Raw genomic sequence first — 16703 nt, forward strand, 5'->3', positions numbered from 1 at the left:
GATTCTGCGCCTGCCGCGCTGCTACGTTCGTGTGACTTCGGCGCGCCACCGTGCCGCGCGGCTTTCGACCAGGAGCCGCCACGCCGGAGTCTGACCGCGCACCGCACACACACCACGCGAGTTCCGGCATGCCCGCATGCCCGCTCGCGTCTTCCGAGGAGCCTCAATGATGAGATCTGACCGTGCCCTGTCCCGCCGTAGCACTCTCGGCATCCGTTCCACCGTGACCGGACTCTCCCTGATGTTGGTCATGCTGCTGACCTTCTTCTTTCTCACGACCGGGCGGCTGGCCAGTGGCGCCGGAGAACTCTCCACCGGCGCCGTGAAAGCGGAAGCCGGCTCCGTGAAAGTCGCCGGCGGAGCAGCGAAACTCGCTGTGGGCGCCGAAACACTGTCGGAGGGCGCGGCAGCCGCGGCCGCCGGGGCGACCGACCTCCAGGCCGGCGTGACCCGGGCCAATACGGGTGCCGGCAGTCTGGCGACGGGTGCGGCGAGCGCCTCGGCCGGGGCGGGGACCCTCCTCGAAGGCGCACTCACGAGCGTCAGCGGCAGCACCAGGCTCCAGATCGGCGCGGAGTCCGCCCGGCTGGGAGCGGAAACGCTGTCCGCCGGAGCCGCCACCGCCGCGACCGGAGCAAACACCCTCGCTACCGGTGCCGGAGCGGCTGCGACCGGTGCGGCGACTCTCGCCGCCGGCGTGGCCACCGCCGGGACCGGCGCAACGAAGGTCTCCGCCGGAGCGACGCAGGTTGCCGCCGGTGCGGCAACCCTGGCCACCGGCGCCGGCGAGGTCACCCTCGGTGCCACGACGGCTCGCGACGGTTCGGTCCTGCTCGCCGCTGGAACGGCATCTGCCGCCCAGGGCGCGGACCAGGCCCGGCGCGGGGCGGAAGCCCTCGCGCTGGGAGCGAACGGCCTCAGCAGCGGAGCGAGCAGCGTTGCTGCGGGCGCCACGAAGCTGGACGGAGCCCTCGCCGCTCTCTCCGCTCAGGTTGAGGCGGACACGATCTCTCAGGAAGCCCTCCTGGCCACCCTCAAGGGATTGAGCTCCGCCGCCACGACTCTGAGCACGGGCACCGCGGGGGTCGAGTCCGGGGCTGTCGCCCTTCGGGACGGTTCTGCGGTCCTCCGAGACGGATTGACGCCTTTGAGCGCGGGCACTGCGGTGCTCGAGACGAAATCAGCGGCGCTGCGCGACGGACTCACGACCCTTGCCGCCGGTGCGGCCAAGGTGTCCGGTGGAGCCGCTGCGGTGGCCGCCGGGACGGGCGCCGTAGCAAAGGGCGCCTCGGAACTGCAGGTCGGCACGCAGGCTCTCACCGCCGGGTCCGAGCGGGTCGCGGCAGGCACCAGCGCGGTCTCCACCGGTGCGAGTTCCCTGCAGGGCGGCGTCGGCAAAGTGGCTGCCGGCGCCTCATCGTTGTCGACCGGAGCGACGACCCTCGCAACGGGCGCTGTGAGTCTCGCCGACGGCGCGACCCGCATCTCGGTCGGCGCCGGGTCACTGGCTGACGGCACGCAGACCCTCGCGGCTGGTGCATCCACCCTGGTCGCCGGAACCACCGCGCTGGAAACCGGGTCCACGGCCCTGGCCGCCGGCACCGAGAAGGTATCGGCCGGATCCGGGACGCTCCTCGACGGCGCGAACACGCTCGCGGCAGGCACCGCCGAACTGAGCGCAGGCAACGCCAAGGTGGCCGCGGGGTCAGACAAGCTGGCCGATGGCGCCGAGACGGTGAGCTTCAACCGTGCGGCGCCCGGGATCATGGTCCTCGCCGGCCTGCTTCTGGCGGGGGCGGCCGTCTGGCTGTTCCGCCGCCTGAGAATGGCCCGCTGACCGACGACCGGCACACAGCGGGGCCCGATCAATCGATCCGGGTCCCGCTGCGCTCGTTCCGGCACGTTTGGGAGGCAGCTACGGTACTTTGTGCTTGCACACGGCCTGCCCGCTTCTCACTCCGAAGGATGCCGACTCCCATGACAGTTCCCGTTCTCTCCGCCCGGAATATCGGCAAGTCCTATGGCAGCGGGGCCAACCGCTTCGATGCACTCACGGGGGTGTCCGTGGACATCCTTTCGGGTGAGTCCGTCGCGATCGTCGGCAAGAGCGGATCGGGCAAGTCCACCCTGATGCACCTGCTGGCATTGTTGGACGACCCGGACACCGGCGAGCTGCTGGTCGAGGGAACGGATGCGAAGAAGCTCAAGGGCAAAGAGGTGAACCGGCTCCGCAATCAGGACTTCGGTTTCGTCTTCCAGCAGTTCTTCCTCACCGCCAACGCGAGCGTGCTCGACAACGTCGTGCTCCCCCTCAAGATCGCCGGGATCGGCCCGAAAGAACGCAAAGCCCGAGGCATGGCGGCCCTGGAACAGTTGGAGCTGGCCGACAAAGCCAGAAACAAGGCCATCAACCTGTCCGGAGGTCAGAAGCAGCGCGCCGTCATCGCCCGCGCCCTGGTGAACAACCCGAAGGTGATCTTCGCGGATGAGCCCACCGGCAACCTGGACACGGCGACCGGAGCTGTCGTGGAAGACATCCTCTTCGCCCTCAACAAGGACCAGGGCATCACGCTCATCATCGTCACCCACGACAGCGACCTCGCGGCGCGCTGTGACCGCCAGATCTATATCCGGGACGGCCGCGAGGACCCCACCCGGTCCCCCGAGGCCCTCGCGAAGCCCGCAGGAGGCAACGCATGAAGTTCATCGACATCATCACCAGCGCGATCGCGAACAGTTTCCGCAGCAAACTCCGCACCGGCCTGACCGTCGTCGCCATCTTCATCGGTGCCTTCACCCTCACCATCACCAGCGGCATCGGCACCGGGGTGACGAGCTACATCAACAGCCAGGTCTCGGCGATCGGGGCGGCGGACGTGCTCACCGTGTCCAAGGCCGACGACGCCGCGGCGGCAACGGATGACGGACCGGCACCGTATGACCCCGACAGGGCCACCGCGATCAGCCTGGGCAACGGGTCGCGCCCGGGGAGCACCATCCAGGCGCTCACCACGGCCGACCTCGACACCATCAGGGCGACCGACGGCATCCTCAGCGTCGACCCGTCGGTGCAGGTGACTCCCGAGTACATCGAGTACGCCGACAGCGGCAAGTTCGAGCTCACCGTCAATGCGGCCGCCACGCTCACCACGGCTGATCTGGCCGCCGGGGAGCAGCTGGACAACGAGAGCACCGCCGACGAGATCCTGCTGCCGACGAACTACCTCGACACGCTGGGGTTCAGCACGCCGGAGACGGCCATCGGGGAAACCGTCACTATCGGCATCACGGATTTCGCGGGCACCGCTCAGCAGGTCCCGGCCACCGTCGTCGGCGTGCAGAATGAGACCATCCTGGGTGCCGGGGCCGGGCTCAACCAGACGCTGACTGACCGGTTGCGCGAGGTGGAACTCTCCGGCACTTCGGTCGAAGCCGCGCAGAGCTACGCCACCGCGACCGCCCGGTTCGACCTGGACGCCACCGACGCCGAGATCACAGCGATCAAGGACGACCTCGCGGACCAGGGCTACGCCTCGCAGACCGTCGCGGACCAGATCGGCTCGTTCGAGACCGTGATCAATGTGATCATCGGCGTACTGAACGCCTTCGCCGTGATCGCGCTGATCGCGGCCGGCTTCGGCATCATCAACACCCTGCTGATGAGCGTGCAGGAACGCACCCGGGAGATCGGGCTGATGAAGGCCATGGGCATGAACGGTGGCCGCGTCTACGCCCTGTTCAGCACCGAGGCCGTCTTCATCGGTTTTCTGGGCAGCGCCCTGGGTGCCCTCGTCGCGGTCGGCGTCGGCTCCCTGGTCAGCAATATCCTCGCCAGCACCGTGTTCGAGAATCTGCCCGGACTTCAGGTGGTGCAGTTCGCGCCCAGCTCGATCGCCATCATCATCGGCGTCGTCATGCTGATCGCCTTCCTCGCCGGCACCCTCCCGGCCCGGGCCGCCGCCCGGCAGAACCCGATCGACGCCCTGCGCTACGAGTGACGCGTGCGGGTCGCCAGGGGGCTCCGCGGGACATCCGTCGCGAACCGGCATCCGTCGTCACGCAACTGAGGAGATTTTCGCGAATCGCCGGTTGGGCCGGCCCGATGAGCGGCGTGTTGCGAAAATCTCCGCAGAAAGCGCGAGGACAACGGATGCCCGGGGTCGGGCAATCTCCCCCGCCCGGTCACGGGTCTCGCCAGGCTCCACCGCGGTACGGGCGGCTATGACGGCTCGCGGCGCACTCTGTGGAAGCCGGCGCACGTTCTAACGTGCGCCCACTTCCACAGGGTGCGCCGCGACGGGGCGCGCCCGGCGAGCCAGCCACCCGCCGGCCACCCGGAACCCAGCCCCGAGCAACCCCCCGGAAGTCCGCCGCTAGGCGGTGACGAGCTCGCGCCAGTCGGCCAACGGCAGGCCGTGGGCTTCGGAGACGGAACGGTTGGTGACCCGACCGGCCGCGACGTTCAGGCCGAGGGCCAGGGCGTCGTCACGCTCGAGTGCGGCCTTCACACCCAGGTTGGCCAGCGACAGGGCGTACCGCAGGGTGACGTTCGTCAGCGCGTAGGTGGACGTGTTGGGCACGGCGCCGGGCATGTTCGCGACGCAATAGAAGATCGAGTTGTGCACGCGGTAGGTCGGGTCCTCGTGTGTGGTCGCGTGGGTGTCCTCGAAGCAGCCTCCCTGGTCCACCGCGATGTCGACCAGCACGGAGCCGCTCTTCATACGCGCCACGAGGGCGTTGGTGACCAGCTTCGGGGCCTTGGCGCCCGGGATCAGAACGGAACCGATCACCAGGTCGGCATCCGTCACCGCGATTTCGATCTCGTAGGAGTTGGAGGCGACCGTCTTCAGACGGCCCTGGTACTGCGCGTCGAGCTGACGCAGGCGGTCGATGTTGATGTCGAGGATGGTGACGTCGGCGCCGAGGCCCATCGCCATGGCGGCCGCGTTCGTTCCGGCCACGCCGGCACCCAGCACGACGACCTTCGCGGGGCGCACACCGGGCACGCCGCCCAGCAGCACGCCCTTTCCGCCGGCCGGGGCCATCAGGGACTGAGCGCCGACCTGCACGGCCAACCGGCCGGCAACCTCGCTCATCGGGGCCAGCAGCGGCAGGGCGCGGTTGGCGGTCTGCACGGTCTCGTAGGCGATCGCGGTGACGCCGGCCTCGGTCAGGGCGTGGGTGAGGTCCGGCTCCGCGGCCAGGTGCAGGTAGGTGAAGAGGATCAGGCCCTTACGGAAGCGGTGGTACTCGGCCGCGACCGGCTCCTTGACCTTCAGCACCATGTCGGCACGGGCCCAGACCTCGTCGGCGGAGTCCACGAGCTCGGCACCGGCCACGTGGTACTCGTCATCGTTGATGTGGGAGCCGATGCCGGCGCCCTTCTCGACCAGCACGGTGTGGCCGGCGGCCAGGAACTCGTGCACGCCCGAGGCGGTGATTGCGACGCGGAACTCGTTGTTCTTGATTTCCTTGGGGACACCGATGATCATGGCCGACTCCGTTGCTTGGTTGTGCTCAGTGGACGTATGACAGGCCCTGACCCGGTTTCGACTCCGAACCAGTAGCGGGGTCAAGACTAAATCCACGAATTCGAGCGTGGCCCGGCAGCGCGGTCGTGCTTGAGTTGTCGCCGACGACGATGATGGAGACGACCGGATGCCCAGGGTTCAAATACCGTCTCGGGTCAGGTGTTTTTCTGGCGCATCCAGCCCGGACCCGAGCCGCGGCAGCCAAACCCCGAAAAGGGGAACCGGTTTGTCACTCGACAAATGTCGAGCGAGAAACCGGCAAACGTCGCCTGATGTCCGTTTCGGGTCCGTTCCGGCCCCTAGCATTGAGCCAATGAAAACCGCGGAAGTCGAAGACCTGGTCGAACATCTCGCGGCCCGCCTCGACCGCGCACTCTCGCTCGAGGACCTCGACGGCGGCCTGCTCGCCTACAGCCGCGACCAGCCGCTCGCCGACAGCGTGCGGGTCAACTTCCTGCTCAGCAAGAAGGTCCCCGCCGACGTCAGTGCCTGGCAGCTGCAGCACGGCATCAACACGGCGGTGCGGCCCGTCGTCGTTCCCGCCAACGCCGTGCTCGGCATGCTCGGCCGGGTCTGCGTGCCGCTCATGGTGCGGGGGTTCCGGGTCGGCTACCTGTGGGCGATGCAGGGGTCGCACGACGATTCCCCCGACGAGATCCTGCGGGAGCTTCCGGCCGTGCGCGGCGAGCTGGACCGGCTCGCCGAAACGCTGCTCGACACCAACACCGCCGAGTCCGAGCACCGTCGCCAGCGAGAGGCCCTGTTCCTCGCCGCCTGCCACGCGGAGACATCCGCCATCGAGGACGTGGCCGGATGGTCGCAGATCCACGCGACCGGACCCTGGCACCTCGCCACCCTGATGCCCCGCCCCGACGAGCAGGTCGACGGACGGGAGGGCACACCCGACCCGGAGGCCGGCGTTCTGCTGCAGCGCATTTCCGCCCTGCACGCCACGGTCGGCATCGACGCAGCCCGGTTCAGCGCCGGCACCGAGACCCACGCCGTCGTGCTGCTGCGGGATTCCCCGAGCAAAGTGGCCCACACGGAGATCCTGCACCGGTACCGGGCCGAACTCGCCCGGCGCGGCGGCACCCCGGAACGGCCAGACCTGATGGGGTTCAGCGAGGTGTTCACCGACCTCCGACGGTTCCCGGATGCCTACATCCAGTCCCGCAAAGCGGTGCAGGCCGCCGCCGTCGACGCCCGTTTGGGCACCATCGCCGACTTTCGCCAGATCGGCGTCTACCAGTTCCTCGCCGCCAGCAGCCGCAACCTGTCCCCCGTCGAATCGGTCTACTTCGCCGAGCTGCGGGACTTCGACACCAACCACGAGCTGCTGCCCATGCTGGAGCTGCTCTACGACACCGACGGGTCGGTTCAGGATGTCGCGGCAGCCCTGCACCTGCACCGCAGCAGCATCTACAACCGGCTGGCGAAGATCCGCACGCTGATCGGCGCCGACCCGCTCGGCGGCCAGGTGCGGCTGGAACTGCACCTGGCCATGAAGGCCGACCGCTGGTCGCACCGGCCCCGGATCTAACCCGTCGCCCGGGCTCCTGCTCTAGCTTCGAACGAGCGCGGCCTTCTCGGCGCGGGCCTCGGCCCGCCACTCCTCGATCCGCGCCTGCTGTAGCGGTGACTTGCGGTTGACGTACCAGGCGGCGCCGAGCGACAGGAACCAGAGCGGGGCGACGACCAGTGCGAGGCGCGTGTCGTCCGCCTGCCCCAGCGCCCAGAGCATGAATGCGAAGAAGGCCAGCACGACCCAGGGCATGAACCGGGCACCGGGCATCCGGTACGCCGATGCGGCGTGCAGCTGCGGCCGGCGACGGAGGAAGGCCAGGTAGCTGACCATGATGATCGACCAGACGAACATCGTCAGCACCGACGCCACCGAGGTGACGAGCGTGAACGCCCCCATGAAGGAGTCGCCGGTGTAGAGCAGCACCAGTCCGGCGAGCAGGAAGATGCAGGAGAACAGCAGGGCGTTCTGGGGCACCTTGCGGCGGCTCAGGGTGCCGAAGGCCTTCGGGGCGTTGCCGTCCTGCGCGAGGCCGTAGACCATCCGTGAGGTGGAGTAGATGCCGGAGTTGGCGCTCGACGCTGCGGAGGTGAGCACGACCAGGTTGACGACGATGGCCGCGACCCCGAGCCCGGCGAGGGCGAACATGCCGATGAACGGGCTGCTGCCGGGGTCGATGGTGCGCCACGGGTTGACCGACATGATGATCACCAGGGCGCCCACATAGAAGAGCAGCAGGCGCAGCGGGATGGTGTTGATGGCCCGGGGCAGGTTCTTCTCGGGATCCTTGGTCTCCGCGGCCGCGGTGCCGACGAGTTCGATGCCGGCGAAGGCGAAGATGGCGATCTGGAAGCCGAGCACGAAACCGGCCACGCCGTGCGGGAACATGCCGCCGTCGTTCCACATGTTCTCGAACCCGGCCACGGCGCCCGACGGCGAGGTGAAGTGGGTGATGATCATGACGAGGCCGGTGCCGATCAGGGCCAGGATGGCGATGACCTTGACCAGGGCGAACCAGAACTCGGCCTCGCCGAACGCCTTCACGCTCGGCAGGTTGAGCAGGATCAGCACGACCGGCGTGAGCAGCGCCGGGATCCACAGCGGTGTGCCGGGTGCCAGCACGTCGACGTAGCCGGAGATGGCGACGATGTCGGCCACGCCGGTGACCACCCAGAATGCCCAGTACGACCAGCCGGTGAAGAAACTCGCCCACGGGCCGAGCAGGTCGCCGGCGAAGTCGCTGAACGACTTGTAGTTGAGGTTGGACAGCAGGATCTCACCCATGGCCCGCATCACGAAGAAGAGCATGAAGCCGATGATCATGTAGACGAAGATCACGGCCGGTCCGGCGAGGGAGATGGTCTTGCCGGCACCCATGAACAGGCCGGTTCCGATGGTGCCGCCGATGGCGAGCATCTGGATGTGCCGCCGGCTCAGCGAGCGGGCGAGGCTCGGATCCGCGTGGGAATCCCGGGCTGCTGATCCGGTACGTGGGGATCCGGTACTCGTGGCTCCGGATTCCGCGGTGGTGCGTTCAGGCATGGGGCTTCTTCCTCAAAACGGCACAGACGCAGCCACCCAGAGGACGACCGTGTCAACCACGCTGGGGACCTCACGGTTGCGAGGCCCGTTCAGCACGGTTCTGAAGTAGCAACGGTAGTGCCTCGAACGGGGGCCCCGAACCAGACCGGCCCCGCCAGGGGCCTCCGCCGCGTTCCCCTGACCGCGCCGCGCGGGTGCCGACCGGCCGGGATCGACAGCTGTCGAGCATCCGTTCCGGAAAGGTCGTCGGCTGTTCGAGCCGGTCCTGGATCAGACGAGGATCAGAAGAGAGAGTAAGTGCCGATCAGGACAGGATGTCTTTGGTGGAGAACCGGCCGTAGGCGAGGGCGCCGAACACGGCGATGTAGCCCAGCTGCAGCAGTGCGTTGTCGCCGAACGAACCCAGGTCCATGGGCTGGCGCAGCAGGTCGGCGAAGCCCAGCCAGTAGTGACTGAAGAGCCACGGATGCAGCCACGCCAGTTGCGGGAGCACGTCCAGGATCTGCACGACCACCGACACGACGACCGTGGCGGCCATGGCTCCCACGGGAACGTCGGTGAGGGTGGAGATGAACATCCCGATCGCCGCGAAGCCGAGCAGCGACACCGTCACATAGAGCGCGATCAGCGCGGAACGGAGCAGCGATTCCGGCACGCCGATCACATCGCCCGACAGCAGAGTCACCGGTCCGACCGGGAACAGGGCGGCGCCGATCAGGGTTCCGGCCACCGCCAGGGTGAGCGTCGCGGCCAGGCAGAACACGGCCACGCCGGCGTACTTGACGAGCAGCAGGCGCACCCGCCCGGCCGGGGCCACGAGCAGGTACCGCAGGGTGCCGAGTCCGGCCTCCCCGGCGATGGTGTCTCCGGCGACGACGCCGATGGTGAGCGGGAGGAACAGCGGGATGGCCACGATCATGGCGGTGAACGCCACGAAGAGGCCGTTCTGGGTGACCCGGTCCAGGAACGGCGGGCCCTCCCCCGGTGACAGCGTCTGCGAGGAGAGCCGCACGGCGACGGCCAGGAGGATCGGGATCAGGGCGATGGCGACGAGCATGGCCCAGGTGCGGCGACGGCGGAACAGCACCGTGAGCTCGGAGCCGAGCAGGGCCAGCCCGGCCGATCGTCGCTGGCTCGGTACGGCAGGACGCGCCGTCGCAGTGCTCGACGACTGCGGGGACGGCACACTATTGGAGGACATCGAAACCTTCTCCGGTCAGGGCCACGAATCGTTCTTCCAGACTGGATTCCTCGATCAGGAACCCGCGCACACGCACACCGCCGGCTGCGAGCGCCGCGATGACGGTCTCCGGTTGAGCGGTCAGTGCGGCCTCCAGATCTCGGGGCAGCGGAGCCGCGACCCAGGGGTCCTGCCCGGGCACGTCACTCTGCACGGGGGTCAGGCCGAGGGAGGTCAGCACGGCCGACGCCGCCGCGGCATCCGGTGTGCGGACGCGCACCCGCGACGCCCCGACGTGGCGGAGGTCGGCCAGTGTGCCCTGGGCCACCAGATTGCCGCCGCTCATGACAGCGGCGTGGGTGCACATCTGTTCCACCTCGGCGAGCAGGTGGCTGGACACGAAAACCGTGGTGCCCTCGGCGGCGAGCGACCGCACCAGACTGCGCACCTCACGGGTGCCCTGCGGGTCGAGACCGTTGGTGGGTTCGTCGAGCACGAGCAGCTCGCGCGGCTGCAGCAGCGCGTTGGCGATGCCGAGGCGCTGCTTCATTCCCAGAGAATAGGCGGCCACCTTCTTACCGGCGGCGTGGGTCAGGCCCACCCGCGCCAACGCCTGCTCGACCCGGGCGCCGCGCGTACCCGACGGGGCGTTGCGGTCGGCCGTGTCGAGCCGGCGCAGGTTGGCGGCCCCGGAGAGGAACGAGTAGAACGCGGGCCCCTCCACGAGCGCTCCGACACGGGGCAATACGTCGTGAAGGCTGTCGGGCATGCTCTCGCCCAGCACGCTGATCTGGCCGCTGGTGGCCTGAGTCAGGCCGAGCAGCATACGGATGCTCGTCGTCTTTCCGGACCCGTTGGGGCCGAGGAAACCGAAGACGGACCCGCGCGGCACAGCCAGGTCGATGCTATTGACGGCGATCTGTTCGCCGAAGCGCTTGGTGAGACCCCGGCTCTCGATCGCGAGATCGGGAGCCGGGGTGACGGGTGTCACTGTGTCGGGATCATTGGGCGTCGGCGGCGGCCTGGAGCAGTTCGACGGGAACCGATCCGGCGAAGATCCGGCCGTCGTCGGCCAGGAACACGTTCACGAGGGAGGTGGAGAACACCTGTCCGCCGTCGACCGGGGTCGCGAACTCCGACATCACTGGGTTGGCGCTGAGTTCAGCGGGAACGGATGCCGCTGGCACCTCAACAATGGCGTCCCACCCGGTTCCCGTGACGACCGGCAGATTCTCGGCAGGAATCTCGGGCTTGGTCTGGTCGGCGGACTGTTCGGGCATGACCGGCAGCGTGACCTCGTCGACCGTGGCGTCGGCCGGAGGGGTGAACTCGAACAGCTCGGCCGACGGGGTGCTGAAATCGACCGCGGTGAAGCCGACCTCGAAGGCCGGCTCTTCCTGGCCGTTCGCGCGCACGGTGACCTGCAGCGGCATGCCCGTCTCGGAGTCGACCGAGATGGAAACCGATTCGACCAGGGTCTGGGTTGCCTTCGGCGTGAGCACCAGCTCGTAGGCGGTGCGGCCGGCCACCGTGCCGTCGGTGCCGACCGAGACGGTGGTGCTCGGGTCGATCTCGGCGAGGAAACGCTCGGCGACCTGTGACGGGGTGGACAGTTCGGCAGGGGCGCCGGCTGCCATCTCGGCGAACTTCGCCTGCGCGGTGGCCCGGGCGTCGGCGGGGATGGCCAGGTAGCTGGCGGTGTTCGTCTTGGAGTCGTACGCCCAGACATCCGTGCCGTTGCTCACCACATTGCGCTCGTCCATGCGGTCCTGGATCTGCACGCGGGCCTTCGCGGGGGCGTCGGCGTCGCTGCCGTCGACGTAGATTCGAGCTGTGTGGGAGCCGCTGAAGAGTTCCAGAACCGAGGTGAGCGCACCGGCGGCGTCGGCCCCGGGCCCTGCCGTGCCCTCGGGCGCGGACTCGCTCATCGAGTCGGGCATGCCGGCGGCCAGGTCTACGTCGGGCAGGCCGAGCTCGGCCGTCTTCTCGACGGTTCCTGAGTAGGCGGTGACGGTGCTGTCACTGACCATCAGCAGCACCTCTTCGGCCGTCTTGTCGGGCAGATCGACCGCTGCACCGGCCTGTAGCGGCACGGCAAGAACACCGGCGACGATGACAACCGGCACGACGATGGCGGGAAGCCACTTGACTGAATTGCGTGACATGATCAACGACCTCTTCCAAGACGGTTCATACCTCGATGTTACGCCGGGGGCCCGACACGGCGCCCGGATCACACTGGGAGGTTGCTCACAAATCCGGCGCGGAAGCGAGACATGGAACGTCTACCCGAAGAGTTCTCCGAGCCAGTTGTCTTTCTTCTTCGAGCGGTATCCGTCACGGTTGTCAGAGCGGTCGCGGTCGTAGTGGTTCCGGTCCCGGTCCCGGTCGCTGTCGCGGTCCCGGTCGCCGTATTGCGGCGCTCGCGTGCGCGGGTCCGCGTACTGCTGCGCCGGTGCGGCAACCGGCGACACGGGCGCGGGCTGAGCAAACTCCTTCTCGGCACGGTCGAGGATCTTGTCGAGCTCGCCGCGATCCAGCCAGACGCCGCGGCATTCGGGGCAGTAGTCAATTTCCACGCCACCGCGTTCGCTCATCACGAGGGTTGCTGAATCGGTTGGGCACTTCATGAGGGTCCTCCAGGACGTCGTGGGGATTCGATCCTAGACAGCCCGACCCGGCTGAGCCTGAGAGGGCCGTGTTGCTGAACCGCTCGCATCCGCTGCCCCGATATCTTCAGGTGTGAATACCGAGTGGCATTTTCCGATCATGATCGCCGCAGCATTGCTCGAATTCCTGGGCCTCCTCTGGCTCGTCCTCGGCACGAAGACCTTCCGACGGCGCATCCTCGCCGTCGGGATCGTCTCCGTGGTCGTGGTCGTAGCCGGCATGGCGTTCGGAAAATACGGTGCGACCGGCGGGTTACCGTGGTGGGTCTATTACCCGATCCCGGCGCTGGTGACGGTGTTCGTGCCACCCCTGGTGTTCAGGCTCGGCGCTCGACGCACCGTCCTCTACCTGGTGCTCGCGCTGCTCTCGGCACCACTCATCCACGTGCTCTTCGCTTTCTTCCTCGGCTGGGACGAGTACATGCCGTTCCTGCCGATTCCGAGCCTGGCGAGCCTGTTCTCCTGAAGCCGATGCGGTGCCCCGCTGCATCGCCGTCAGCCTGAGCGCAACGTTGTGGCTCGACGTGTCCGGCGCCGTGATGCTGGTCGACCTGTACCCCTCTCTGGGGACCTGGCTGTCCTCCTTTTAGAGGACATCAGGGCTATATTGCCTGTGCGTCGATCAACCCTCGGCTCGGGCGCAGATTGGTACCGAAGACATCTGATTTCATGACCTTGAGTGGCAGAGTTGCCGCCCGCGGCACACGCGGGAAGAAACGGACACCGACGTGGATCGCATCGTGGTCGTCGAGGACGAGCCCATGTTGGGCAGACTTCTCAGCCGCGTCATCAGTGGAGCCGGCTACACGGTCACTGTGGTGGGCACGGCGGCCGCGGCGTTGACGGCGATCCGCACGATTGACCCGACCCTGATCATCCTGGACCTCATCCTGCCGGACGGACGCGGCGAGGACGTGCTCGCCGAACTGATGCGATTCCGCCCGTCGAGTCGGGTTCTGGTGCTGTCATCAATGACGCAGGTGGCGACCCGGGTCGGTGTCCTGAACGGCGGCGCGGTCGATTTCCTGGCCAAACCGTTCGCCAACGCCGAACTGCTTGCCCGGGTCAACACGCGCATCAGAACGCCCACAGCGTCGCAGGCAATGACCGCGACAGACATCCGGTACCTTCGATGCGCCGGCGTCGAGATCGATTTGCAGCAACGGGAGGTTGTGGTCGACGGACGCCGAATCTCGTTGACGCAACGGGAGTTCATGCTGCTGTTCTATCTCCTCCAGCGGGCACCGGAGCCGTGCACCCGGGCGGAGCTGCTCGAGCGGGTCTGGGGAACGAACTTCGACACCCGCACGAACGTCGTCGACGTCTGCGTGCGCCGGCTGCGATGGAAGCTATCGAGCGAAAAGATCGAAACGGTGCGCAATGTGGGATATCGGATCACGGCCTAGGGCCCTCCTCGTCGCCGCGTGGGCGGTGTTCGCGGCAGTGAACTGCTACCTCACCTTCGCGCTGCCCGGCCAGGAAACCATTCCCTATCACCTTGTCTGGACGAGTTTCGCACTGCTCTACGGACTGTGCCCGTGGCCGCGGCGTGCCACCCTGATCGTCTTCTTCGCCATCATGGCGGTGACCGGGATCGCCTTGGTCCGTCACGCTCTGGCAGGTGTCATCGGATGGGAAGAGTGCAGCGAGATCGTCCTGATGGGCGGCATCGTCGCGGTGTTGATCTGGCATGTGAACCGGCAGTGGAACGCTCAGGCGCGCCTACTGGCGCTTCAGCAGACCGACCGTCACCGCAGCGAACAGCGGGAGAACGCCGCACGGTTCGGTTCGCATGAGGTGCGCACCCGACTGACCATCGCCCGGGGCTATGCGCAACTCATCGCCGACCAGTCGGCCGAGCAGACGGTGCGCGAAGACGCCGAGTTGGTGGTGGCCGAACTCGTCAAGGCATCCACGCTGGCGACCAACCTGCTGACCCTGGTCCGGGTCGCCGATCCATCGGCCCCCGAAGCTGTCGACGTCGACCGGATGCTGACCGAGGTCCTGCGCCGATGGTCGGTGACTGCCGACCGGATATGGAGCGCTCAGAGCACGGTCGGCACCGTTCAGGATGACAACGAGCGGCTCGAAGCAGTGCTGGATTGCCTGCTCGAGAACGCAGTCCGATTCACCGGTCCGGGCGATTCCATCGCGATGACGGCGGCCGCCCAGGGCAACCAGCTCGTGCTGACCGTCCGGGACACGGGGGCGGGCATCCCCGCCGCGGATCTCGGCACTGTGTTCGAGATCTTCCGGACTGCGTCCACCGCGGGCGAGCGGGCCGGCAGTGGGCTGGGCCTGGCCATCGTCAAAGCCGCCACGGAGGCCCGTGGCGGCACCGTCTCGGTGGTCAGTTCTCTGGGTGAAGGTTCGACCTTCACCCTGCGATTACCGATACGACCGTCGCTACCGGCCGCGCTCAAAGACAGCGCCTCCGATTCGGCTGACGGTGATCCTCTCGGCGACTTGATCGACGCCCGCAGCTGACGCCGCCGTAAGCCTCGTCGGGACCGGCTCCGCTCAGTCCACGACGACCACATCGGCCACGGCCGCAGGCTGCTCCAAAGCGTTGACCCGGACGGCCGCGGTGATCGTCCATTGGCCTGCGGCGGGTAGGACGACCACGGCCCGGTAGCTGCCCGGCGTCTCCCCGGGCTCAACCTCGGCGGCCAGCGGTCCGAGGCTCAGGTTCGGCTCGGCCACACTGACCTGCGGGATAGTGAGCGGTACGACGGGATCGCCCCCAGCGTCGGTGAGGTCGAAGACGATGACGTTGACCCCCGCCACGCCCGGGCTGAAGCGGCCCGTCAAGTGGCCGGTGCCGAGGTCGGCGAGTAAAGGGGTCCCCACCGAGGCGGCCGGACCCGGCTCAGCGGCGGTCTGGGTCGCCCGCGGGTTCTGCAGCGTCAGGGCCGCGGTCAACCCAACAACGAAAATCAATCCGACCGCCTCCAGTCGGACGGCCAATGCCAACCGTTGCCACGCCTGCGAGGTGACGTCCTCACGCGCCAGCCGAGGGACGAGACCGAACCGGTTCCACGCCGCAAGGGCACCGATCACCGCGACAATACCCAGCTTGACCAGCAACAGCCGACCATAGGCACTGTCAACGAGGGCCGGCACCGACCCTATGAGCACTACGGCCATGACGGCCCCCGTGACGCCCAATAGAACAACGAGGCCACCGGCCAGAGTAGAGAACCTGCTCAGGATCACCGCCGCCGCGACCGGGTCACCCTTCCGTTGTCGAACGCGGGTGAGGTGCACGATCAAAGACACGAGACCACCCAGCCAAACCGCTGCTGTCGCAGCGTGGACCAGGTCGGCGCCCATGACCAGCCAGCCAGGGCCGAAAGTGCGAGTGTGACCGACGGGCAGCACCGACACCAGTGCGGCCCCGGCACCCTCCATCCCGACCCAGAAGCCCACCCAACGTGGCAAACGCGGACTGAACAGCATCAGCGCCACCCCGGAGGCGGCCAGGGCCAGGGCCACCGCGGGCCCCCCTGACCAGGCCGCGGTGGCGAGCGCTGAATCGAACAGCGCGCCAAGGCCTTCCCCCCGCGCCCGCACCGCGGCGAGGGGCACCAGCGCGACGTAGGCGGTCACGGCGACCGCTGCGGCCACCCGGGGCAGCCGACGACCCGCCGGGGTGGTGCGGGCGACGATGAGATCGAAGACCGTGAAACCCACGAGACTGAACAGGCCCAGATACCCCAGAGCGGTCAGCACCGCATACAGGACCTCGACCGGTCGGGCGTCGTTCTGGGCGATGGTGGGGACCGACGCGTCGGCCCGGCCCACGGCGAACGACAACACGCCGGACTCGGGGTGCGAGTCGTCGGAAACGACCCGCCAGCCGAGCACGTAGCTGCCCTCGTCGAGTCCGGACGGCAGCGTTGCCCGGACCGTCGTCCCCACCACCTCGACGGGAACCGTGCGATGAGTGTTGCTGCCGTCGTAGAGCTGGAATCCGTCGAGGACGAGGAAGACCGGCTCATCGAAGGTCAACTCCACAGAGCTCGGCGCATCGGCCAGCACCGCGCCTTCGGTCGGATTCGTGGACAGCAGCTCGGCGTGCGCCGAGGCTGGTGCCGCGGGCAGCGCCAGGGTCAGGATCAGCGCTGCGAAGACCAGTCCGAGGAGCCGGCGACCGAGGGGGCGTCGGGCTCGGGATCCAAGCTGCCTGGTCTCGCGGGGTGTTCTTCTGGACACAATCCACTCCTCGTCCTGCGTGACAGTGCCCCGCCGGCCCTGTG

At 68.0% G+C, this 16703-nt stretch carries 14 protein-coding genes; 7 read left to right on the forward strand and 7 right to left on the reverse strand.

Going from position 1 to position 16703, the window contains the following annotated elements:
- Nucleotides 1–166 precede the first annotated feature (166 nt).
- From AC0J5J_RS05135 to AC0J5J_RS05145, 3 genes are all read left to right on the forward strand, one after another.
- Nucleotides 167–1837, forward strand: coding sequence for a hypothetical protein (locus AC0J5J_RS05135; protein ID WP_474899846.1), 1671 nt, complete (start codon nt 167–169; stop codon nt 1835–1837).
- Between the two features lie 140 nt (nt 1838–1977).
- Nucleotides 1978–2700: an ABC transporter ATP-binding protein gene (locus AC0J5J_RS05140; RefSeq protein WP_474899848.1), complete on the forward strand. Its 723-nt coding sequence runs from the start codon at nt 1978–1980 to the stop codon at nt 2698–2700.
- Nucleotides 2697–3998: an ABC transporter permease gene (locus AC0J5J_RS05145; protein WP_474899850.1), complete on the forward strand. Its 1302-nt coding sequence runs from the start codon at nt 2697–2699 to the stop codon at nt 3996–3998. The genes AC0J5J_RS05140 and AC0J5J_RS05145 overlap by 4 nt, the downstream gene beginning before the upstream one ends.
- 375 nt (nt 3999–4373) lie before the next feature.
- Here the strand turns inward: AC0J5J_RS05145 and ald are convergent, their stop codons facing one another.
- A complete protein-coding gene (gene ald / locus AC0J5J_RS05150; RefSeq protein ID WP_134424894.1) occupies nt 4374–5492 on the reverse strand; it encodes an alanine dehydrogenase in 1119 nt (372 codons plus the stop codon).
- A gap of 352 nt (nt 5493–5844) precedes the next feature.
- On the opposite strand from ald, the gene AC0J5J_RS05155 reads away from it, so the two are divergent.
- Nucleotides 5845–7071, forward strand: coding sequence for a PucR family transcriptional regulator (locus AC0J5J_RS05155; protein ID WP_474899852.1), 1227 nt, complete (start codon nt 5845–5847; stop codon nt 7069–7071).
- A gap of 21 nt (nt 7072–7092) precedes the next feature.
- Here the strand turns inward: AC0J5J_RS05155 and AC0J5J_RS05160 are convergent, their stop codons facing one another.
- The 5 genes from AC0J5J_RS05160 to AC0J5J_RS05180 form a co-directional block, all read right to left on the reverse strand.
- The gene (locus AC0J5J_RS05160) at nt 7093–8595 is read right to left on the reverse strand and encodes an amino acid permease (protein WP_474899854.1); all 1503 of its coding nucleotides are present in this window, start codon (nt 8593–8595) and stop codon (nt 7093–7095) included.
- Nucleotides 8596–8899: 304 nt separating this feature from the next.
- Nucleotides 8900–9796 carry an ABC transporter permease gene (locus AC0J5J_RS05165; protein ID WP_134424897.1) on the reverse strand — a complete coding sequence of 299 codons (897 nt, stop codon included), beginning with the start codon at nt 9794–9796 and terminating at the stop codon, nt 8900–8902.
- Nucleotides 9783–10766 (reverse strand): ABC transporter ATP-binding protein, encoded by a 984-nt coding sequence (locus AC0J5J_RS05170; RefSeq protein WP_474899856.1) that lies wholly within the window; start codon nt 10764–10766, stop codon nt 9783–9785. The genes AC0J5J_RS05165 and AC0J5J_RS05170 overlap by 14 nt, the downstream gene beginning before the upstream one ends.
- 10 nt (nt 10767–10776) lie before the next feature.
- The gene (locus tag AC0J5J_RS05175; protein WP_474899858.1) at nt 10777–11940 is read right to left on the reverse strand and encodes a LolA family protein; all 1164 of its coding nucleotides are present in this window, start codon (nt 11938–11940) and stop codon (nt 10777–10779) included.
- A 120-nt stretch (nt 11941–12060) separates the two neighbouring features.
- Nucleotides 12061–12405 carry a TFIIB-type zinc ribbon-containing protein gene (locus tag AC0J5J_RS05180; protein ID WP_474899860.1) on the reverse strand — a complete coding sequence of 115 codons (345 nt, stop codon included), beginning with the start codon at nt 12403–12405 and terminating at the stop codon, nt 12061–12063.
- Between the two features lie 139 nt (nt 12406–12544).
- Here AC0J5J_RS05180 and AC0J5J_RS05185 point away from each other — a divergent pair, with 139 nt between their 5' ends.
- From AC0J5J_RS05185 to AC0J5J_RS05195, 3 genes are all read left to right on the forward strand, one after another.
- Nucleotides 12545–12910 (forward strand): hypothetical protein, encoded by a 366-nt coding sequence (locus AC0J5J_RS05185; RefSeq protein WP_474899862.1) that lies wholly within the window; start codon nt 12545–12547, stop codon nt 12908–12910.
- Between the two features lie 262 nt (nt 12911–13172).
- Entirely contained in the window at nt 13173–13850 is a 678-nt protein-coding gene (locus tag AC0J5J_RS05190; protein ID WP_474899864.1) for a response regulator transcription factor, read from the forward strand.
- Nucleotides 13825–14931, forward strand: a complete 1107-nt coding sequence (locus AC0J5J_RS05195) for a sensor histidine kinase (RefSeq protein ID WP_474899866.1) — start codon at nt 13825–13827, stop codon at nt 14929–14931. The genes AC0J5J_RS05190 and AC0J5J_RS05195 overlap by 26 nt, the downstream gene beginning before the upstream one ends.
- Nucleotides 14932–14964: 33 nt before the next feature.
- Here AC0J5J_RS05195 and AC0J5J_RS05200 read toward each other — a convergent pair whose 3' ends face one another.
- On the reverse strand, nt 14965–16659 hold the full coding sequence (locus tag AC0J5J_RS05200) for a copper resistance CopC/CopD family protein (protein WP_474899868.1): 1695 nt from the start codon (nt 16657–16659) through the stop codon (nt 14965–14967).
- Between the last annotated feature and the right edge of the window lie 44 nt (nt 16660–16703).

The sequence above is a fragment of the Cryobacterium sp. TS_SC_7 genome (assembly GCF_056156285.1).